This window comes from Lacibacter sp. H407, assembly GCF_037892605.1.
GTDB lineage: Bacteria > Bacteroidota > Bacteroidia > Chitinophagales > Chitinophagaceae > Lacibacter.
On the sequence record NZ_JBBKTU010000001.1, the window covers coordinates 1,304,526 to 1,324,886 of the forward strand.

Genomic DNA, 20,361 nt, shown 5'->3' on the forward strand with positions numbered 1-20,361 from the left:
AAGTATTGCATCCTGCTTTGAAAGTTTTCCGAATTTTGGAGAATAATGGCAGCTACTTCCGTTCATTTTTTTTACCAGGATATCAGGTTCAGTTTACCCAAGCGAACACTACTCAAGAGTTTTATCACAAAATTGTTTTCAACAGAAGGGCAGCGGCTAGAGAGTATCAATATCATTTTCTGCACCGATGAGGCGTTGCTTGCCATTAACAAAGATTTTCTACAGCATGATTATTTCACCGACATTATCACGTTTCCTCTGTCGGGAAAGGGAGAGCCTGTAAACGCTGAATTGTATATCAGCATCGATCGGGTAAAAGATAATGCAAAACAAGCTGCTGTAAGTTTTCAAGAGGAGCTGCATCGGGTGATCTTTCATGGTTGTCTGCACCTTACTGGCTATAACGACAAGTCTTCACAACAAATTAAGAAGATGCGTGAACGTGAGGATCATTATTTGCGTTTATACGCCAAACATCGTCCATGATCCGTCTCGCCTTTTCTCTCTTTCTTCTTATATCTACCGGTCTTGCCTATGGTCAAGGTGTGATTGTACTTCAGGATAAACCTTTTGTGTACAAGGATAACCGTGATACAGCTGTTTGGAATAGACTAACGGCAAACTCAGCGTTCCGGTCACTCTCAACCATGGAGCAGGAGTTTTTCTATTGGAGCAATCTGATGCGAAAGAACCCGGCAGGGTTTAGCGAAACGGTTGTAAAAGAATTCCTGATTCAGTTTCCGGAGGCAAATTCAGCGGAGGCAAGATCGTTGATCACCGATCTGAACCAAGTGAAAGCGGTGCTTCCTTTTTTGCTTCCTGATGAAGGATTGATCCGAATGGCCAAGACTCATGCAGCCGATCTCAAGAACAGGGGCGGGATCATTTCCCATCAATCAGCTTCAGGGAAAGGTTTTGTTGATCGAATCAAAGAGATAGGAGGGTACCGTTGCGGGGCTGAGAATGTGTTTGTAGGAACGCCTCAGGCATTGGACGCCTTGATCCTGCTTTTGATCGACAAAGGAATAAGAGATAAAGGACATCGAAAAAACCTACTTGATCAAAATTTTACAATGATGGGAGCCTCCTTTGTCGAAACCGGCAAGAGCAAGGCTGTATTGGTTCAGGATTTCGGCTGTAAATAAGTTTCACGAAACACAGTTTCACCCTGAAACTGTGTTTCGTGAAACAGTAACTTTGCTCAAAATCAGAACACATGCCCAGAAAGAGATGGACTCCTCAAACAGAACTTACCCCCTCACTTTTAAAGTTCAGAGAAAAGAGAAAGTGGCAGATAGCACTTAGAAGGTATTTGCTGGAGCGTAATCCTTGTGTTTCCTATGCGCCTTACTTTGGACTGGATATTGAAAGCTTCCGCAAATGGATTGAAACACAGTTCTCTCCTGACCTTTCCTGGGACAGATTCGGAACCGACTGGCAGTTCGATCATATTATACCCGTTACTTATTTTGATTTTGCAAGCGATGAGGAGCTAATGCTTTGTTGGAACTTCACAAACATTCGGGTGGAACGGGCACAAAGCAAGAAAGAAAGCGGCAATCGGGTGGATGTGTTGATGGCAAAGGATTATTTCGGGAGGCTTTACAATGAAACAGGTTATGAGGTTTGCCGGGCTTTATTGGAAAAGATTACCCGGATTGAAGTGTCGGAGATGATTTCAACCACTCAGCAAAAGGAGTTTATTAACCAGCACAAAGACTATTTACGCCATATTGAAGGCTTTAGCTCCTATGAATTTGAACTAGTGAATTCAGGCAGAGATATCGAAGAAGTAAAGAAAGAAGCAGAATTGATCAAAAAGCTAGGTCGCTAGACCTTTGCTGCCAATTTCCTGATGGTTAAACGAAAACAAGTTGGAAAACAATTTGGCTAACTTTGCGGCTTATGTTTCCAGAATACGATGTGATAGTAGTAGGCGCCGGACACGCCGGTTGTGAGGCTGCAGCTTCTGCGGCCAACATGGGTAGCAAAGTATTGCTCATTACCATGAATATGCAAACCATTGCCCAAATGAGCTGTAATCCGGCCATGGGTGGTATTGCAAAAGGACAGATCGTACGGGAAATAGACGCCCTCGGAGGTTATAGCGGGATCGTAAGCGATAAAAGCATGATCCAGTTCAGGATGCTTAACAGGTCCAAAGGTCCGGCTATGTGGAGCCCTCGCACACAAAATGACCGGATGTTGTTTGCCACTACCTGGCGGGAAATGCTGGAGCAAACTCCCAATGTTGATTTTTACCAGGACATGGTGAAGGGATTACTTGTAAAAGATGGCTATTGCAATGGAGTCATCACTGGACTTGGTCATGAGATCAGGTCGAAAGCGGTAGTAGTAACCAGCGGTACTTTCCTGAATGGCGTTATCCATATTGGTGAAAAACAATTGGGCGGTGGACGTATCTCCGAAAAAGCATCCACCGGTATTACAGAGCAATTGGTAGAACTGGGTTTTGAAAGCGACCGTTTGAAAACTGGTACACCTCCACGTATTGACGGGCGCAGCCTCGATTATTCCAAAATGGAAGAGCAAAAGGGCGACGAAGAGATCACCGGCTTCTCTTATATGGATGTGCCCATCATCAAACCTGCTGAACAACGCAGCTGCTATATAACGTACACCAGTGCAGCTGTACACGATATTTTAAAAACCGGCTTCGATCGCAGCCCCATGTACCAGGGACGCATTCAGGGTACAGGTCCCCGTTACTGTCCAAGTATTGAAGATAAGATCAACCGATTTGCAGAACGGGAACGTCATCAATTGTTTGTAGAGCCGGAAGGCTGGAATACGGTCGAAATCTATGTGAACGGCTTCTCGACCTCATTACCGGAACAAGTTCAATACGAAGCGCTTCGTAAAGTGGTGGGTTTTGAGAATGCCCGCATGTTCCGCCCGGGTTATGCCATTGAATATGATTTTTTTCCACCTACACAGTTAACCTATTCGCTCGAAACAAAACAGATCCAGAACCTCTTCTTTGCCGGACAGATCAACGGTACCACCGGTTATGAAGAAGCAGCCTGCCAGGGATTGATGGCGGGCATCAATGCACATTTAAAAGCATCTGAACAGGCACCGTTCATTTTGAAACGTAGCGATGCATACATTGGTGTACTCATTGATGATCTCATCAGCAAAGGGACCGATGAACCATACCGCATGTTTACAAGTCGTGCTGAATACCGCACCTTGTTGCGCCAGGATAATGCGGATCTGCGGTTGACAGAGCTCAGTTATAAAATGGGATTGGCTACACAGGAAAGGATGGACAAAACAAGAAACAAACTTGAAGCGGTAGAAAAGATCAAACAAACACTCAACGAAATTTCATTAGCGCCGGAAGAGATCAATCCATTTCTTGAAGCGAACAATAGTGCTGCGTTAACACAGAAACAAAAGGCTGCACAAATTCTGTTGCGCCCCGGCATATCATTACAACAACTCATCCTTGCATCACCCACTTTGCAACAACTAACGGGAACGCCTACCGCAGAAATTGCGGAGCAGGCCGAGATACAGGTGAAATATGATGTATATATTGAAAAAGAAAAAGAACTGGTACAACGGATGAGTCAATTGGAAGATCTTGAAATTCCATCCAGCTTTGATTACAACAAACTCTCTTCACTAAGTACCGAAGCATTACAGAAGTTTAAAAAGATCAAACCACAAACATTAGGACAGGCATCACGCATCTCCGGTGTAAACCCAAGCGATGTACAGATACTGATGGTGTATATGGGACGATAGGAGATGATGCACATCATTTCTGTAAATTTCTGACAGCTTTTTAGAACTGTTAACTCCATTTATCTTTTTCGTTTTACTGCCTGTCATTAATTGCTACGATATCATTCGTTTTTCAGCAACATTTGTTGAACCGAATCATCATGCAATATAGAACGAGGCCATAATCGTATTGCTTTGTCTTATACAATGGTTGCTGTTGATTCAGGTGTAGCTCAACACTTGAACAAATGAAAATTACGTTAAACCTTATCATCCTTTTTTTTGCTTGTATTGTTGCAACAGCACAAACATCCGTGCGTGGAAAAATTACATTGAAAGTTGCCAATCAAGATCAACAACCGGTTGAGAATGCAACAGCTGAATTATTACGCAGCAACGATTCTTCCTTAGTAAAAACGGCGTTATCAGATAAAGCCGGGCTGGTTGAATTTGAACAGATACCATTCGGTACTTACATCATCCGCACAAGTTTGGTGAATCACGAAAAACAATTCTCAACAGTTGTTACAGTTTCCGAAACGCAAACATCAGTAACCGTCGCTGATCAGGTGTTGCGTCCATCAGCCACACAATTAAAAACAATTGAAGTAACCGGAAGGAAGCCGTTTATTCAACGACTCGGCGATCGTATTGTGGTGAATGTAGAAAACAGTGTCGTAAATGCAGGTAGTTCTGCATTTGATGTGCTGGAACGTTCGCCCGGTGTTTTAATTGACGCAAATGATAACCTAAGCATGCGTGGACGCAGCGGCGTTATCATCATGATCGATGGAAAACCAACACCCATGAGTGGTGCAGACTTGGTAAATTATTTACGCAGCCTTCCATCCAATGCCATTGAACGGATTGATCTCATCACCAACCCATCATCCAAATATGATGCGGCGGGTAATGCGGGCATCATTGATATCCGCATGAAAAAAGATCAACGCTTTGGAACCAATGGCAGTATTACAGCCGGTTACGGACAAGGTGTTTATCCAAAAGCAAACGGTGGAATTAATTTCAACCATCGCAACAAGATCATGAACTTGTTTGGTGGCTACAACTATGCCTACCGGATGAACCTCAACAATCTTTTACTCGATCGGAATTTTTATACCGATGGTGTGTTTACCGGAAAAGATGAAAAAAACAACTACACCAAAATTCCACTCGACTTACACACGCTTCGCTTAGGTGCCGATTTCTTTCCATCTAAAAAAACAGTGATCGGTTTTGTTGTGAACAGCAATTTGAATTTTATCAATCCATTTAATAATAACAGCTCGGTTGTAATTGATGGAAACAAACAACCCATCTTCACCTTCCGTACACAAACAAGAAACAGAAGCAGTAACCGGAATGCAGTGGGGAATGTAAACATCAAACATACATTCGACAGTACAGGAAGAGAGCTGACTGCAGATATTGATCTTGGTTATTTTGGCTCAGCTAATAATTCACGTGTAGCAACGCAATATTATAATCTCAATGGCGGACAGTTGCAACCCGATTATATATTAGATGGTTTGCAGGATGGTATTCTTCGTCTTGCAACAGCAAAAGCAGATTATGTACATCCGTTAAAAAACAAAGCAAGGTTCGAAGCAGGATTTAAAACAAGCCTGGTGCATGCAGATAATGATGCACGCTTTTTTGACATGAGCAACGGAACACCGGTGGATGATGAAAACAAGACCAATCATTTTTATTATGATGAAAACATCAACGCTGCATATACCAACTTCAAAAAAGAATTCAAGAAGTTTGATCTGCAAATTGGTTTGCGTGCAGAAAACACTAATGTAAAAACAAAACAGGTAAGAGGGAATATCACCTGGGATTCATCGTACACACAATTATTCCCCAGCGCATTCTTCAATTACAAATTGCATGAAGATCATACATTGGGTGTGTCGGTAAGTCGCCGCATTGATCGTCCCAATTATTCGCAACTCAACCCCTTCCTGTTCTTGATTGATGTAACAACCTATTCAACCGGTAACCCATCACTGTTGCCACAGTTCACCTGGAGTTATGAGTTGAATTATACGATGAAGAATATCAACTTTACATTGGGTTACAGCCGTACAAAGAATAATCAGAATATCGTGATCACCCGTTTCAAAGATGTGTTCCCGAATATTCCGAGCGATGATAACATTACTGTACAGATACCGGTGAACCTCACCTCATCTGATTACTATGGCTTGACCATTGCTGCACCTATCCGTGTGAACAAGTGGTGGAACATGATGAACAACGCCAATATTTTCTACAATCATTTCAACGGTAACCTTGCAGGTACCACGCTGGATAATGGAAAAGCTGTAGTAAGTCTGAGCAGCAACCACACATTCACATTTGGAAAAGGATGGACCAGTGAGTTATTTGGAAACTATAACTCCGGAGGACAATACGGGTTTATGGTGATGCGTCCGCAATGGGGTGTTGGTGCAGGTGTGCAAAAAAGTTTGTGGAAAGGAAAAGGACAAGTACGGTTCAACATCACCGATATTTTCTGGACCAACCTTCCACGTGCAACAATAACGTATAATAATTATGTAGAAATATGGAGAGCCTACCGTGAAACAAGAGTAGCCAACCTCAGCTTCACCTACCGCTTTGGAAGTAATAAAGTAGCACAGGCAAGAAGAAGAACAACGGCATCAGAAGAAGAACGCCAACGTGCCCAGTAGCCACGAAGGCACAAAGGCAGAAAGCAGCACGAAGAAGATTCGGTTAATCCTTCTCTTTGAGAATTTCGTGACGTAGCGACTTTGTGGCGAAAAACTTAGATACATTTTTTCTCATGTTGATATCGGGCTGGTAGTCTTGCCGGCCCTCTTTTTTTGTTTGCCGCAAAGACACAAAGACGCAAAGTGTCACAAAGGAAAAACAAAAGGCAATAAGCAATTGGCAAAGCATCAAACACTTCGATTGGCTGTATTTTTTTGCCTATTGCAAATTGTCAATTGCCTATTATTTTTGTCCGACCGGTATCGGATCAAAAGAGTAATACACAAAGTGAAGTTGCTCAAAGCTCGCAGCTTCTTATCGTAGCTCTTTCTTCCTTGCAATTTGCAATAACTGTAAGTGTGGTTGTAAATGTACCAGACTGTCTTTTTGTAAAAACTGGCGGAGATGTTTGTAGAAATGACTGTAATCGTAATACCCATACACGCCGTAGTGAAAGGTTTGCGGACGGGTAATGATATGACTAACGGCTTTGCGTATGCGCAGCACCTGCAGTGCCTGCTTACTGCTGAGGCCGGTACTGGTTTCAAAATAACGTTGCAGTGTGCGGGTGGAAACATGATGCTGGGCAGCCAGCTCTTCCACAGCGGTATGGAAACTATTATCGATCACCGCTTTTTGTAAAATGGAAGTAACAATGCTGATGGGTTTTAATGAACCCTGGTATTGCTCAATGATCTGTTCGTAATGCTGGGTTAAATACTGTACCCGTTTTTCAAACGTAAACAAATGCTTTACATTATTGATCACTGTTTGTTCCATCAGGTAACTCAATGGAAACATGGTGCCGCTGTATTCGGAAAAATTCACCTTCTTCTCAAAGATCACCGGACTCACTTTAAACTTGATCCCAAACACCACATTGCCGGGTTGGTGAAATGCTTCAATATTATTGAGCCTTGGTAAAAAGCCATCGCCACGCAGTTGTTGTTTGTTTTGCTCGATCTGCATGGAGTAAGGCGTACCCAGATTAATGAGATACGAATAACCAAGATTGGGAAACAATACATCGCTAAAACCTTCCGGATATTTCTGCCAGAGATGTTCAAATTTTGTTTGCCAGAAAAACTCAATGAACAATGCCAACGGCCCCGTTACATAATGTCGGTAGTAGTTAGTTTCGAAGTGATCGGTATGAACAAACTCAATGTGTTGCACGCTACCAAAGTAAACAACAACGCAACTGTATGCAATGGATACGTGATGAACGGCACACCGCTTATCAACTATTCACGTTAACGATTTATTAGTAAACCGTACACAAACAAACCAAGCGTTAGTAACACGTGCACAAAGAGCCATGCTTTTTGCCAGCCTTTTCGGTTAGTCCACTTAACAGCTGGGTTAAACGGATCGAAGATCAATGCGATTCCCAGGTTGGATGCTGCGGTAAAAATATCCTTACTTACAAACAGAAAGTAAAGACTTAATAAAACGAATGCCACATAACCCCAGCGGTTGATCGCAGGGCTGATGTCTTTTGCAGTTGTTTTTTCTGTTGTCATGTTTTTCTTTTCTGATAGGTAGACGTCACAAGAAATTTGTTACAACCTTCAATGTTAAGAAATCATGATCTGCCTTTGTTTGCCACAAAGACACAAAAGCACAAAGCGGCACAAAGAAGAAAATCAAATTGATCATTCCTCTAACGGAGTGTTTCACTGTATGCCTTATCCGATAGATATTGGTTTTTGTCTTTTTTTCTTCTTCGTGTTCCTTCCTGCCTTCGTGTTTCCGTGGCAACTATTCACCAACAAAAAAAACGGCCGTCAGAAAATATCCAACGGCCGTTCAATTATGATCAGTAGTAAAAATTAATGTTACTGTTTGCGCTGTGGCAAATGCACCGGCTTTAAACGAATGATGTGCAAAGCATGCATCACACGCATAATCAGAAAGGTAAGATCGAACTCATACCACTTCCGTGCAAAGTTGGCATTGTCTTTATCCTTGTGGTGATTGTTTTGAAACAATTCGCCCATCAGCAATACACCCCATGGCGTTGTGTTCTTACTGTGGTCTTCAATTTTAAAATTGCGGTAACCCAACTTATGACCAAACCAGTTTACAATAGCACCTTGGATAGGGCCCATCAAAAAATGAATCGGCAACAAGAGGAACCACCAGAAGCTTGGTGCAAAAAAGAAATAGAAGGCAACATACCCTGCAATAAAAAAGCCACGGGTAATATTGTTATGGCCAAACTTATCGAGCTTATCCCAAACAGGTAAGTACTCACGTGTAAATTCGGGATCGGGTACATTTTTACCGGTAACAAATCCACTGAAGATACGTGCTGTGTGCACCATCATTTGCCAGATATCTTTAAAGAAATGCGGAGAGTGCGGATCTTTCTCCGTGTCGCTGTACGCATGGTGCATGCGATGCATCACCGCATATGCACGTGGAACTAAAAACGAAGAACCCTGTACAAACCATGTTAAGAAATAAAATGTTTTTTCCCAACCCGGTTTGGCCGTGTACATCTGGTGGGAAGCATAACGATGGAGAAAGAATGAGTGGAAGAACAAACTTAAAAACCAATGCAATGTAAAAAACAAGAGAATCGCTGTCATGAGAAACGTAAATAGAATAAATGAAATAAGGTTGCAAAGAAAGCATATAAAAAGCACACAACATGAACTGTAGAAAAACAAGACGAAGTTTTGACCCAATTACTCAACACTCAGTCGTAAAAGCAAACAACTGTGTGTTAAAAACTGGTGGTAACTATCTGTTCACTTGCCAATTACAATCACTAACTTTCTGCAACAGAACCCCACCCCGTTGATTGCTTGCACTTAGTTCCACCCCCATTGATTGCTGCCACTTCTATTTTTTTACTCAAAACCAACCACACATGAAACATGTTTTCCTGGTAGCCAGCATTATTGGCCTTATGCTTGCGTGCAACAACGAAACAGAAACTCCAACAGATGCGGCCACAGCACCTGCTGCAACAACAACTCCCCCCGATCTTCCGTACACTGCCATGTATTCCAGCAGTTGGGATACCAATGTATCGGATACTGATTTGAAAACGGTGCTGCAGAGTTATAAAGACTGGGCCGATGGAAACCTCGATGGCGTGATGCGTGCCATGGGCGATTCGGTTTGGGTAGATGGAAGCGATGGTGTTAGTGCCAATTATTCCAATGCCGATCTGCGGAAACGTTGGGCACCATCACGTGACAGTCTCAGCTCTGTAGAAATTCAAATGGATGCCTGGCATAAAATGCGCAGCGAAAAACAGAAAGACAGTATTGTGGTGGTGTGGTATAAACAAATTGATACCTACAAAAGCGGACGAGTTGATTCGGCGCATTACCATGATATCAATATGGTAAAGGGCGGAAAAATTGTTTGGTACAGCCAGTACAAACGCCCGCTGCTTAAAAAGTAACTACGAACCCAACCAGTATATGAAGCAGCAGCCAAGTGGTTGCTGTTTTTTTGTGCCACCGAGGTCCGGCTCTGCCGGTCATATTCCTGCTGCCCAACCTTCCTGTCATCCCGACCGGTCCCGCAATCGGCGGGAGGCACGAGGGATCTGATCTGTTGAAAAATGTTTTGCCGTCGATGAACACAAAAGAACACAGATAAAAAACAGCCAATAACAGCAAGCAGTAAGTACGGTCGGCCCGGCTCTGCCGGTCTGAACGCTTGAAGAAACTTCCACGCCGAGTTCACTTAGTTGGCAGAGAAAAATCCCTTTGCGCCCTCATCCTCTCTGCATGAAAAACAATCAATAGTAGTACGGTCGGGACGGTTTCACCGGCCTGAACGCTTGCAACAACCCGACTTGAATTTGCTTTGCCTCTTGCCAATTGTTACTTACATCTTACTGCTTGTCCCTTGAATATTGCACATTGTCTATTGCCCATTGCTCCTCACTTCTCTTTTCTACCTTTAGCCAATGGCCGATGTACATACCAAAGCACAACGCAGCTACAACATGAGCCGCATCAAAGGCAAAAACACAAAGCCCGAACTGCTGGTGCGGAAATATTTACATGCACAGGGCTTTCGTTACAAACTGCACGACAAAACTTTACCCGGCAAGCCCGATCTCGTATTACCTAAATACAACACCGCCATCTTCATACACGGCTGCTTCTGGCACGGACACGCAAACTGTAAATATTTTACCATTCCCAAAACAAGAACCGATTGGTGGATGGATAAGATCAATAAGAATCGTACGAATGATGTAAAAGCAATGAAGCTGCTGAAGGAAGATGGATGGAAAATAATTACGATCTGGGAATGCAAACTAAAACCTGCTAAGCTTGAACAAACACTTGCCGCTCTGGTAAAAAAACTCTCCTGATTAATTACTCCCACAAACTGAACGTGACTTAAAGGCAAATGTACTTTACGTCACATGCTTTACTATTGTTTTCATGGATATGAAAACCAAAATTGGTTTGCGCATTAAAGAACTACGCACCGATCAAAATCTCACACAGGAAGAAGTTGCATGGAAAGCAGAGGTAGACAGAACATTTATGAACCATGTTGAAAATGGTAAACGCAATGTTTCTGTTGATACACTTTCAAAAATTATCTGCAACGGATTAGAAACAAGTTTCAAGGATTTTTTTCACACAGAACTATTTAACGGGAAAAGGAAAAGCAAATGAAAACAATCGAAAAACCAATATTGGTTAGCGCAAAAATTTATATAGTAGCAGAGAAGCTTTGGAAAGTAGCTCTTTTTGGTCCTGATAATTACCAGGCAGCAGTCATAAGTCATTACGTAAAAACAAAAGAGAAGAAACTTAAAAAGCCTGCAATTGCATTTGCAAAGGAATTGCTGACAGGATATTTTGAAGAGAACGAAATTTCAAATGCTGTTGCTGAGCAGGCATTACAATATTTAATAAAATTCAACGACGATATCCCGTTTCCCACACCTCCTAAACCAAAATTTAAATTCATCGATTTATTCGCCGGGATTGGAGGTTTCAGACTTGCTATGCAAAATTTAGGAGGTGAGTGTGTTTTCTCTTCTGAGTGGGATAAAGAAGCTCAAAAAACTTACTACGCAAACTTTGGTGAAATTCCGTTTGGAGATATTACTAAAGAAGAAACAAAAAAATGGATTCCAAAAGAGTTTGATGTTCTCTGCGCAGGCTTTCCATGTCAGGCATTTTCAATTGCCGGTAAGCGGGGAGGTTTTAATGACACAAGAGGAACACTTTTCTATGATGTTGCAGAAATAATACGAAGACATAAACCTAAAGCTATTTTTCTGGAAAATGTAAAAGGGCTTGTTAGCCATGATAAGAGAAAAACGCTTGAAACAATTCTTTACGTACTAAGGGAAGAGTTAAAGTATTATGTCCCCGATCCTGAAATTTTAAATGCAAAATATTTTGGTGTGCCACAAAATCGAGAAAGGATTTTTATTGTTGGCTTCAAAAAAGAGCTAGGCGTTAAAGATTTTGAATATCCAGAACAAAAAGAAATAACCGCAGCAGTAGAAGATATTTTAGAAAAGAAAGTTGTGAATGCAAAATACTACATGTCAACTCAGTATTTGAAAACTCTTGTTGAACATAAGGCAAGACATGAAAGTAAGGGTAACGGTTTTGGCTATGAAATTTTAAACAAAGATGGTGTTGCAAATGCAATTGTGGTAGGAGGCATGGGAAGAGAAAGAAATCTAGTAATTGATAAACGATTAAAAAATTTTACTCCTACAACAAAAATCAAAGGCGAAGTTAATCGTGAAGGAGTAAGAAGATTGACGCCTAGAGAATGGGCAAGGCTCCAAGGGTTTCCTGATCATTATGTTATAGATAAAGTAGCAGATGCGTCTGCTTATAAGCAGTTTGGTAATTCAGTTGCAGTGCCTGCAATACAAGCAACAGCTGAATTGGTTATCGAAAAGATTCAAAAACACCTAAAATAATTTTTATGGCATTATCTGGTAATAAAGGAGAATGGAGTGAAGTATATGTTGTACTCAAGCTGTTAGCAGAGGGTAAACTTTTTTCTGCTGATAGTAACTTAAACAAAATAGCTGGGACATTCAATCCAATTATAAAGATCATACGTGAACAAGCTCAAAATTCTACTATTGAATACTTGATTAATGGGAACATAAAAGTGGTTGAGGCAAATACAAAAAATGTCTTAGTTGAATTAGCTACTTCAGTTTTTATTAGAGAGGCAAAGAAACTATTCAAAAGTATAAAGCAAGGGAAAGGAAATGCATTTTCTATTTCAGCAGTAGAATCTTTTTTACAAAGTATAAGCATCACACAACTAAAAACTAAAAGCGTAGAAAAGGCTGATATTATTTTAGTGATTCATGATACGAACACAGCGACAACACCGAAACTTTCCTTTAGTATTAAATCACTTATAGGTAAGGAGCCTACATTGCTAAATCCTGGACCTGGAACAAATTTTATCTACAAAATAATTCCATCAAATGGCGGAAAATCTATTGATGTAGCAAAGTTTAATAAAGCGACAATAGCTAAGCCTAAAATTACTAATCGAATTAATAAGCTAATTAGTGACGGTTATTCAATCCAATTTAAAACAATTCAATCAGAAAACTTCTTATTAAACCTTCAGTTACTTGACGGTGATTTACCAAGAATTCTTGCTGAACTGTTATTAATTAAATACAAATACTCAAAATCAAAAACTAAAGAGTTGTTATCCTTAGTTGAACAAATCAATCCCTTAAATTATGACTTAGGCAAAGGGCATCCTTTTTATAAATATAAGCTTACAAGTTTGCTTTATGATTATGCTCTTGGTATGACACCTGAAGTAGTATGGAAGGGACAGTATAATGCAAACGGAGGTATTATCGTTGCAAAAAATGATGAGGACGTTATTTGTTATCATATTTATGATAGAAATCTTTTCCAAGATTATTTGGTTAATAATACCAAGTTTGAGCAGGCCTCTACTGGCGAAGATGAAAGTAATCCTGGGAAGCCCCGAACAAAAAAGGGAACCAAGACATATCATTATGGTTGGCTTTACGAAGAATCTGGCGAGTATTATTTAAAGCTAAATCTGCAAATTAGGTTTATTTGAGAACTAGCTTTTTTAGTGTAATCATTCTTTTTAGATGAATCCTCTGCTTTTTATAAGTAAAATCTGCATAGACGACTCATACGACACTTGTTTATAAGGCTTCAATTTTTGTTGTAACGGCCTCTAGTGATTGTTCAAAGAAACCTCTTTTCATGAAGCTAACGGGTTTAGTACCTCCAATAAGATTTATATACTTAGTTATAAACCTGGTTTTATCTTCAAATTTATTTTCAAATAACTGGGGGTTGTTTTTGATAAAAGATAAAATGCCAATAACAGCTTCTTTATGTCTGGATAAATTATATGTTCCAAGAGTGCGTGTAGCAAAATCAACATTTCTGTATAATACCTCAGTCAGATGATATGGGTTTTCAGAATTTTCTGCGTCATAAGAAAGATAGGCTGACCACCATAAGCCCGAAATTCCATGTCTTAAAAAATTTGACTGCGTCGGGCTGGAAATAAACCAGTGATCAAGAATATACTTAGAAGGATCCTTAGCATTATTAGTACGAATTCCAGGCCACCTCATGCTCATGTATTTAAAGCAATCGACATGTGCGAGATAAATCCAAAATCTTTCATCTGAAGCTTGTAAAGGGGTCAAGTCTTTATATGCGATATGAATTTTTTTAGCATTTTCACAATCTTCAAATCCTTTTGATGATGTGTCAGTAGTTATCAGCGATAATTTATCAGGTGCATTGATTGCTGGTGTTACGAGCGTTGACTGATCGTCAAAAAGGAAAGTATCGCTTTGATAGTATTTAATTAAAGATCCATTCTTGATACCTTCTTTTAACTTATCTAAATAGGAACGTTTAAATATTTTTTGAAACTCCATATATTACTACATTAATTTTCGTCAACGTTATCAGTTTGCTTGTTAAAAAGATCTCCGATTAGTCTGCTGACTGGAAGGCCCAGAAGTTTTTGTACAATTTTAGGAATATTGATTTCTTCAAAAGGTATTTGCGGCATTTCATTCATAACTCGATTATTAATAACCTGAGCCCAAGCATACGTTTCAAAATCTGCAGGCTCTTTTATGAGCCGATGAATTGCATGAATTAAAGTAGACAAGACGATAGAAGAATGAAATAAAGATGCCAAAATGGGATCTTTTCCAATCCTTGGATCACTATATTTTTCATAGTCTTTTTGAGAAAGCTCTACTCTGATCTTAGGTCCGTCTAAAATTATATTAAAGCCACCTGTTTCTTCGCTTCCCTTTATTATTTCCATAAAAGAGGAAACTGCTTTTAATTTTTGATATGAAATGCTAGCAAAGAAAGAAGATTCACCCATATATGCGAGAATATCTCCTTGTTCAATATCAAACTGATAGCCCCCGAAGTCGTTATGAAAATATCTATTTGAATAGTTTGCAAGCTTTTCATTCGCAACTACAAGAAACAATAGGTTTACCTGATTTCTAACTTCATTTTTTGCAATTAGAATTTTTTGCTCTTTTTGTTGTGTTGTAAACACCTTTCTATATAATGTGGAAGAACAGCTTACTTCACATGCGAAAGACAATTTGCCCACTTCTATGAGCTGATTTATCTCGTCATTATTTATAATATATTCAAAAGAAAGAATATAGTTTTCTTTATCTGTTTTGTCATCGTAGTTAATATTCATGGTTGGGTATTCACCAATATAATCATCTCCCAACCCACTGACAGGATGCGGGAAGGAATAGCCGTTAAATTTCATAAGATTTTAGCTTTAATGAGTGTTTTTGATTACTATCAAACTTTACTTTCAATTCATTCCACCCTGCTTTAAGTGCTACGTGTTTTATTTTATTGGCATCGACTTTTAATATATCTGTATCATGAGCCGCCTCACTAATTGTTAGCATGTCATCCTTTTCAGAATCATTATCAACTCCTGCATGAAGTTGTAATTCTGCATTTGCATTTTTCGAACTAAAGATTCTGATAATATGTTCAAATCTGCCATCTGCTGTTTTTGTGGCAATAACTCTTGTCTTTACTGGCAAAACGATTTTTATTTTTTCAAGCCCAGATTCATTTCCTCTTGCAGTGCTTTGTCCAGGCAAAAGCCCTGGAGCTAATGCAGGTTCTCCACCTTGAGAGTCTGTATTAATACCTATTGTTCCCGTAAAAACGTTATCATCACCTTCAGGATTTACGTTACCTTGTGTATTTCTTGAAATATTTTGATTTCTAATTGCAAGCTTTATAGGTTCTTCACTTTCATTTAACGTGTTTTCAATTGCGGTTTCCTCAATTGTGGCTTCTTCGGAAATATTAAGCCCCCCTACAGCATCACCATCTCCCGTTTCATTTTCTTCAAGTAGATCTTCAGGAATATTTAAATAGCGGTCTAGTCCAATAATACGCTGCTTTTTTCCTGTATCTGCCGTCATCAATGTTTCCAGACATTTTTTGACAAATGATTTTAGCTCGTTTTCTGCAAGTGCTGCTTCTGTATGAGGCCTTTCATTATCCAGGTAATTATTTTTCTTCCACTCATTGTGCTGTGGATTTTCCATTTGTCTCAATATCTCATTCCCTTTTTCGTTATCACACACAAAAACACCTGCATAATTAAAACCCCTATTGTCAGTTTTTTTAAAAACCACCATTTTGGGACTACGCATATACATTATTCTGTTAGGGTAGTTATCTTTTAGAAAAACAGCCAGCCTCACTTTTCCGATAGTTGGTAATTCGTCTTCAAAGTATTTGGTAAATCTGGAATCTTCTTTAAATTTTATCGCTTTAAAGTAAGGGTATGGATTCCAGTTTTCTGGTTCATTCACGCTGCCGTCAGGAAGTTCATCTGAATAATACTCGAGCATAACTTGTTCAAGATTACTTTTGTCAATTGTAATACCATCGACGTCTGCAACTAGGTGTTCTTCCCAAATTGATAGCCAGAAATTATTTAGTATTGATTTTATTAAACTGGTTTTCCAAACGTGTTCATCGCTTTTAAATCCGATAATTATAATATCTGTTCCTGTCTCATTTCTTCTGAATAAATCTGGAAGTAAGTCAGGATTATCAATTGCTTTTCCATTTTCGAATCCAAACAAACCGGTATAATCAGATTTTTTCCCTGATTCATCTTTATGAGTTGTTAATCTGGCCTTTCCCCTAAATATAAATTTGTCACTATCATAAATGCTCGAGACAGTGATTATTCTCAATGGCGAAGCGGCGTAATAAGCCCCTTTACCAAACCCAAATGATCCCCCGGCACCTGCCGATGCTTTGTTAGTTACCCCTACCGCATCCATAAATGCATAAAACTTGCATCGTGTGTCATCTGGGCTATATTCAAGGCCTGTCGTATTATAATCGCTTATTCTAAGACATGTGATGGCTTCTTTACTTAGGATGTCCTGAGCGGTATTGCAGAAGTTAACAAAAGGCTTATCTGCAGAATAATAATCTGAGCACATTTGATATCTCTTTGATACATCAAAAAGCTGGGGTAAATCTTGTTTTAGAATAGTAAATAGGGAAAACTTAACCTTTACCGGTTGCGATTTATCAACAACAGCATCAAGACTATTTTGAATAACTTCTCTTGCAAGAGAATAGTATTTGTCACCTTTAAAAGTTTGGGTAATTGAATCTTTGGGACCATGTTCTTCGGAGCCGCTTGGGCCAAAATACCATTGAAGCATTTATGGGTGTTTTAATGGGTAGTAAGATAATTAATCTAAAATAGCAGATAAAAAATAAATGCAATGTTTTTTCTCTTCAATTTTCAACGAAGCTCGATGTAAACTATTTTCCATCCCCCCAACACATAACTTGTACTTCTCCTGCCGCCAATTTCTTTCACCTATATTCTTTCTGCAGCAAATCCTGTATATCTCGCAAGGCCGTGTTACAGGTTTGTCCCAAAATCGTTCAGACTGGTAGAACCGTTCCGACCGTTGCTGAACAGGGTTGCCAACTCTTCGTTACAAAAAAGCCCTCCGCTACCGGAGGGCCTGCTATAAAACAAAAGAACATTTACTTCTTCTTGTAATCACTCACTTTTTCATCGAACTGCACCATCTTCCCCTTCTCCATCCGGATACCGTTGACTACATTCATCGAGTCGGCCACAACATTCGCCTCTTTCCTGTTTTGTTTGTATCAGAGGGTACCATTCGAACGATCAAAAGGAAGAATACTCCTTTTGGGGTATATATGCCTCGTGTTACATCCACTACTTTTACAGGCCGCCTTTCACACACATTAAAATCCGTTTCATGAAGAAGCTATCCGTATTTCTCTGTTTTGTTTTGATGTTATCTGCCTGTTCAAAAAAAGATAAAAATACTCCGGCTGCAGCGGCAGAAACAACCATACTAACACTGGATTCTGCGTTTGCCCTGCCGGGCGATCCATTAAAAATTAAACTGAACAGGAAGATCACGCAAACAGAAATTATCGTAAACCTGGGCACAGTACAAACAAAGGCGTATGCCGGCAACGATTCAGAATATGTTTTCTTTTTACCTGTTATGATGCCGGGGAAAACGGCCGTAACGATTCCGTCGATCACAAATTCAAACAGCTTAACCCTCAATGTTCGTGACTATACAGTAATTGCTGATCCGCAAATTGTGATCAACGAGTTTGTTACGAAACGTAACAGTTGTATTGATTCGCTGGCAAAAAGCGTAGCAGGAAGCAGCTACCAGACCTCTCCTGAAACCTCTTTAATGATCAGCCAGTTAAAAGAAGAGTGGGACGATCAGTTGGCTAAACTGCAGGTAAATGACAAACTGCTGCTTGCTTATATTTTAAAGAAGATGATGCCGCAGCCTTCAGATTTTTCATCCATATTTCGTCAATCGAATAATATATTGAACAAAGAGCAGGGATTAATAGATGCGGGAGAAAAGTTGGTTTCATTGGCGAACAAATTTGTGATATTACAAATTGCCTGTGTTGTTCAAATTCCGATTATTGCCGGAAGCCTGATTTGGACGGTTGCGGCACCGAATCCCATCTCAGCACTTATACTGGCCGGTTCTATTATCACGTTTATCATTTTGCGGGAGGCGGTTATCCGGCAAGCTGAACGTGTTGGCGAATTGCCGGGAATTTTGGAGTCAATCTTCTCTACCAATGTTAAGCGGGTAATGGCAAACGAGTTCAATAACAATACCGAGAAGACGATTGCGCTGGATGTTTTGTTTCGTAACCTGAAATCAACCGACCAAACGATTCAGCAGAATATTTCCAAGGCGTTTACTTCAGATAATGAGCTGCAGACAGAAGACCGGGAAGTAGAAAAATTATACACAAAAGCAAAGCAGTATACCTCCAAATTAAAAGCGCCTTATAAACCATACGCTGCAACCCTTGGAACCTATCCCCAGGTTACCAATACGGTGCCCGGAACAGGGAGTGAGATTATTATAAAGGGCGTAAGTGATAACCGTATCAGCTATACATCCTCTTTAACGAACGGTAACAGGATGATAAAAATTTCATCTTCTTCAACACAGGAAATCAATTTCGATATTAACGTAGCAGTGAAAAGACCGCTTGATGGTGTTGAGTTTGTAAAAAATATTCCTTGTGTATTTATACCCGTACCCGATTCAACAGACTTTTATAAAAACCTGGTACTGGGTAACTGGACAGTCAATTGGTATGATGGCCCTAATGGAGATAAGTTTCTCCAGGAAGATAAAATTGAAGTGAAGCCAAATGGGGTTGCAACGAGGTATGAATCGAGGTATGCCTCCGGATTGGTGGAACAGTATTCAATCGCTTATTCATGGAGCGTAACAAAATCAAATGGAAATTATATTATGGCAATTAATTCCCATTCCGGAAGGATTACGCCAACGCAATTGCAGTTTACACAGATAGGACTCTATAAAACGATCACACAAAAAATGTGATGAAAGACAATACATAAACAAACTGTTCATTTCATACCAGATTGCATACGTATTAATAAAAAAGCCCTCCGCTAACGGTGGGCTTTTCTATAAAATGCAATCACGTTTACTTCTTCTTCTGGTAATGGCTCACTTTTTCATCGAGCTGCACCATTTTACCATTCTCCATGCGGATGTCGTTTACTACATTCATCGAGTCGGCTACACCTTTTGCATCTTTCCAGCTTTGTTTGTACCAAAGGGTTACCCACTCCGTTTTTTTATCGGCTGATATAACGGATACATAGTCACCCATGGTCACTACAAGATCGTTATACATGTTGCGTGCATCGGCGAAAAATTTCATGGCACTGTCACGGCTGAGTTTTGCCTGGTAATAATCAAAGTCGAGTTGAATAGAATCGCCTGTAGCATTGGCCAGTGCTGTAAAGTCTTTATCAACAAAGGCTTTTAAACCAGCCATGGCAGCAGCTACATTTTCTTTACTGCCGATCGACCAGTCTTTGTAAGGAGCCGACAATGTGTAAGGCAGTGTTACCTCAGCAGCTGCAGCGGCTTCGGATGTTGCCGGTGCTTCAGTGGTTTTGGTGTCGGCATTGTTGCAGGAATCCAAGGCAAAGACAAGGCATAAAAAAGCAAAGATCTGTTTCATGTAAAATTGGTTTTGGGTTTAAAAAAATAATGCAGGAAAAGGGAGGGAAGAGATGTAACCGGTACGTGAACGGTTACGATCAGGTAAGAAGGTAGTTGATTAAAACAGTAACTGCAAGCATTCGATGGCTTTTCTGCAAGCGTTCAGACCGGTAGAACCGTTCTGACCGTTTGTGAACAGGGTTGCCAACCTTTCGAAGGTTGGCAACCCTTACTCCTCCGTGCCAATCGTTCAGACC

The 20,361-nt window shown here is 40.1% G+C and carries 19 protein-coding genes; 12 read left to right on the top strand and 7 right to left on the bottom strand.

The annotated features are described in order from the left end of the window. Positions 1–45: 45 nt before the first annotated feature. From ybeY to WG989_RS05640, 5 genes are all read left to right on the top strand, one after another. Entirely contained in the window at positions 46–486 is a 441-nt protein-coding gene (gene ybeY, locus WG989_RS05620; protein ID WP_340427936.1) for an rRNA maturation RNase YbeY, read from the top strand. Then, positions 483–1,145, top strand: a complete 663-nt coding sequence (locus WG989_RS05625; RefSeq protein WP_340427938.1) for a CAP domain-containing protein — start codon at positions 483–485, stop codon at positions 1,143–1,145. Before ybeY ends, WG989_RS05625 begins: the two co-directional genes overlap by 4 nt. Positions 1,146–1,216: 71 nt before the next feature. Next, positions 1,217–1,834, top strand: a complete 618-nt coding sequence (locus WG989_RS05630; RefSeq protein ID WP_340427939.1) for a hypothetical protein — start codon at positions 1,217–1,219, stop codon at positions 1,832–1,834. Between the two features lie 71 nt (positions 1,835–1,905). After that, on the top strand, positions 1,906–3,774 hold the full coding sequence (mnmG, locus tag WG989_RS05635) for a tRNA uridine-5-carboxymethylaminomethyl(34) synthesis enzyme MnmG (protein ID WP_340427940.1): 1,869 nt from the start codon (positions 1,906–1,908) through the stop codon (positions 3,772–3,774). A gap of 227 nt (positions 3,775–4,001) precedes the next feature. Continuing rightward, positions 4,002–6,455, top strand: coding sequence for a TonB-dependent receptor domain-containing protein (locus WG989_RS05640; protein WP_340427941.1), 2,454 nt, complete (start codon positions 4,002–4,004; stop codon positions 6,453–6,455). A 355-nt stretch (positions 6,456–6,810) separates the two neighbouring features. Here the strand turns inward: WG989_RS05640 and WG989_RS05645 are convergent, their stop codons facing one another. Further along, positions 6,811–7,599, bottom strand: a complete 789-nt coding sequence (locus WG989_RS05645; RefSeq protein WP_340427943.1) for a helix-turn-helix domain-containing protein — start codon at positions 7,597–7,599, stop codon at positions 6,811–6,813. 15 nt (positions 7,600–7,614) lie between these two features. Here WG989_RS05645 and WG989_RS05650 point away from each other — a divergent pair, with 15 nt between their 5' ends. After that, entirely contained in the window at positions 7,615–7,752 is a 138-nt protein-coding gene (locus tag WG989_RS05650; protein WP_340427944.1) for a hypothetical protein, read from the top strand. On the opposite strand, the gene WG989_RS05655 is transcribed toward WG989_RS05650, so the two are convergent. Next, positions 7,749–8,018 carry a hypothetical protein gene (locus tag WG989_RS05655; RefSeq protein WP_340427945.1) on the bottom strand — a complete coding sequence of 90 codons (270 nt, stop codon included), beginning with the start codon at positions 8,016–8,018 and terminating at the stop codon, positions 7,749–7,751. The genes WG989_RS05650 and WG989_RS05655 overlap by 4 nt on opposite strands. A 315-nt stretch (positions 8,019–8,333) precedes the next feature. Further along, on the bottom strand, positions 8,334–9,089 hold the full coding sequence (locus tag WG989_RS05660) for a fatty acid desaturase (RefSeq protein ID WP_340427947.1): 756 nt from the start codon (positions 9,087–9,089) through the stop codon (positions 8,334–8,336). Between the two features lie 284 nt (positions 9,090–9,373). Between WG989_RS05660 and WG989_RS05665 the strand changes: the two genes are divergently transcribed. From WG989_RS05665 to WG989_RS05685, 5 genes are all read left to right on the top strand, one after another. Then, positions 9,374–9,916 carry a nuclear transport factor 2-like protein gene (locus WG989_RS05665; RefSeq protein ID WP_340427948.1) on the top strand — a complete coding sequence of 181 codons (543 nt, stop codon included), beginning with the start codon at positions 9,374–9,376 and terminating at the stop codon, positions 9,914–9,916. Between the two features lie 513 nt (positions 9,917–10,429). Then, entirely contained in the window at positions 10,430–10,843 is a 414-nt protein-coding gene (locus tag WG989_RS05670; protein WP_340427949.1) for a very short patch repair endonuclease, read from the top strand. 73 nt (positions 10,844–10,916) lie between these two features. Beyond that, positions 10,917–11,156, top strand: a complete 240-nt coding sequence (locus WG989_RS05675) for a helix-turn-helix transcriptional regulator (RefSeq protein WP_340427950.1) — start codon at positions 10,917–10,919, stop codon at positions 11,154–11,156. Further along, complete coding sequence (locus tag WG989_RS05680) at positions 11,153–12,430, top strand: DNA cytosine methyltransferase (protein WP_340427951.1); 1,278 nt, start codon at positions 11,153–11,155, stop codon at positions 12,428–12,430. Before WG989_RS05675 ends, WG989_RS05680 begins: the two co-directional genes overlap by 4 nt. Positions 12,431–12,435: 5 nt before the next feature. Next, entirely contained in the window at positions 12,436–13,578 is a 1,143-nt protein-coding gene (locus WG989_RS05685) for an HpaII family restriction endonuclease (RefSeq protein ID WP_340427952.1), read from the top strand. Positions 13,579–13,669: 91 nt separating this feature from the next. Here the strand turns inward: WG989_RS05685 and WG989_RS05690 are convergent, their stop codons facing one another. From WG989_RS05690 to WG989_RS05700, 3 genes are read right to left on the bottom strand one after another with little or no spacing between them, the layout of a single operon-like run. Further along, on the bottom strand, positions 13,670–14,422 hold the full coding sequence (locus tag WG989_RS05690) for a DUF6339 family protein (protein ID WP_340427953.1): 753 nt from the start codon (positions 14,420–14,422) through the stop codon (positions 13,670–13,672). A gap of 11 nt (positions 14,423–14,433) precedes the next feature. Then, the gene (locus WG989_RS05695) at positions 14,434–15,297 is read right to left on the bottom strand and encodes a hypothetical protein (RefSeq protein ID WP_340427954.1); all 864 of its coding nucleotides are present in this window, start codon (positions 15,295–15,297) and stop codon (positions 14,434–14,436) included. Beyond that, complete coding sequence (locus WG989_RS05700) at positions 15,287–17,245, bottom strand: hypothetical protein (RefSeq protein ID WP_340427955.1); 1,959 nt, start codon at positions 17,243–17,245, stop codon at positions 15,287–15,289. The genes WG989_RS05695 and WG989_RS05700 overlap by 11 nt, the downstream gene beginning before the upstream one ends. 576 nt (positions 17,246–17,821) lie before the next feature. Between WG989_RS05700 and WG989_RS05705 the strand changes: the two genes are divergently transcribed. Next, positions 17,822–19,471, top strand: coding sequence for a hypothetical protein (locus WG989_RS05705; RefSeq protein WP_340427956.1), 1,650 nt, complete (start codon positions 17,822–17,824; stop codon positions 19,469–19,471). 106 nt (positions 19,472–19,577) lie between these two features. On the opposite strand, the gene WG989_RS05710 is transcribed toward WG989_RS05705, so the two are convergent. Then, positions 19,578–20,123 (bottom strand): hypothetical protein, encoded by a 546-nt coding sequence (locus WG989_RS05710; protein ID WP_340427957.1) that lies wholly within the window; start codon positions 20,121–20,123, stop codon positions 19,578–19,580. Between the last annotated feature and the right edge of the window lie 238 nt (positions 20,124–20,361).

Coding starts and splice junctions, on each gene's coding strand:
- ybeY (WP_340427936.1), top strand. CDS start 46: ATGGCAGCTACTTCCGTTCATTTTTTTTACCAGGATATCAGGTTCAGT.
- WG989_RS05625 (WP_340427938.1), top strand. CDS start 483: ATGATCCGTCTCGCCTTTTCTCTCTTTCTTCTTATATCTACCGGTCTT.
- WG989_RS05630 (WP_340427939.1), top strand. CDS start 1,217: ATGCCCAGAAAGAGATGGACTCCTCAAACAGAACTTACCCCCTCACTT.
- mnmG (WP_340427940.1), top strand. CDS start 1,906: ATGTTTCCAGAATACGATGTGATAGTAGTAGGCGCCGGACACGCCGGT.
- WG989_RS05640 (WP_340427941.1), top strand. CDS start 4,002: ATGAAAATTACGTTAAACCTTATCATCCTTTTTTTTGCTTGTATTGTT.
- WG989_RS05650 (WP_340427944.1), top strand. CDS start 7,615: ATGTCGGTAGTAGTTAGTTTCGAAGTGATCGGTATGAACAAACTCAAT.
- WG989_RS05655 (WP_340427945.1), bottom strand. CDS start 8,018: ATGACAACAGAAAAAACAACTGCAAAAGACATCAGCCCTGCGATCAAC.
- WG989_RS05660 (WP_340427947.1), bottom strand. CDS start 9,089: ATGACAGCGATTCTCTTGTTTTTTACATTGCATTGGTTTTTAAGTTTG.
- WG989_RS05665 (WP_340427948.1), top strand. CDS start 9,374: ATGAAACATGTTTTCCTGGTAGCCAGCATTATTGGCCTTATGCTTGCG.
- WG989_RS05670 (WP_340427949.1), top strand. CDS start 10,430: ATGGCCGATGTACATACCAAAGCACAACGCAGCTACAACATGAGCCGC.
- WG989_RS05675 (WP_340427950.1), top strand. CDS start 10,917: ATGGATATGAAAACCAAAATTGGTTTGCGCATTAAAGAACTACGCACC.
- WG989_RS05680 (WP_340427951.1), top strand. CDS start 11,153: ATGAAAACAATCGAAAAACCAATATTGGTTAGCGCAAAAATTTATATA.
- WG989_RS05685 (WP_340427952.1), top strand. CDS start 12,436: ATGGCATTATCTGGTAATAAAGGAGAATGGAGTGAAGTATATGTTGTA.
- WG989_RS05690 (WP_340427953.1), bottom strand. CDS start 14,422: ATGGAGTTTCAAAAAATATTTAAACGTTCCTATTTAGATAAGTTAAAA.
- WG989_RS05695 (WP_340427954.1), bottom strand. CDS start 15,297: ATGAAATTTAACGGCTATTCCTTCCCGCATCCTGTCAGTGGGTTGGGA.
- WG989_RS05700 (WP_340427955.1), bottom strand. CDS start 17,245: ATGCTTCAATGGTATTTTGGCCCAAGCGGCTCCGAAGAACATGGTCCC.
- WG989_RS05705 (WP_340427956.1), top strand. CDS start 17,822: ATGAAGAAGCTATCCGTATTTCTCTGTTTTGTTTTGATGTTATCTGCC.
- WG989_RS05710 (WP_340427957.1), bottom strand. CDS start 20,123: ATGAAACAGATCTTTGCTTTTTTATGCCTTGTCTTTGCCTTGGATTCC.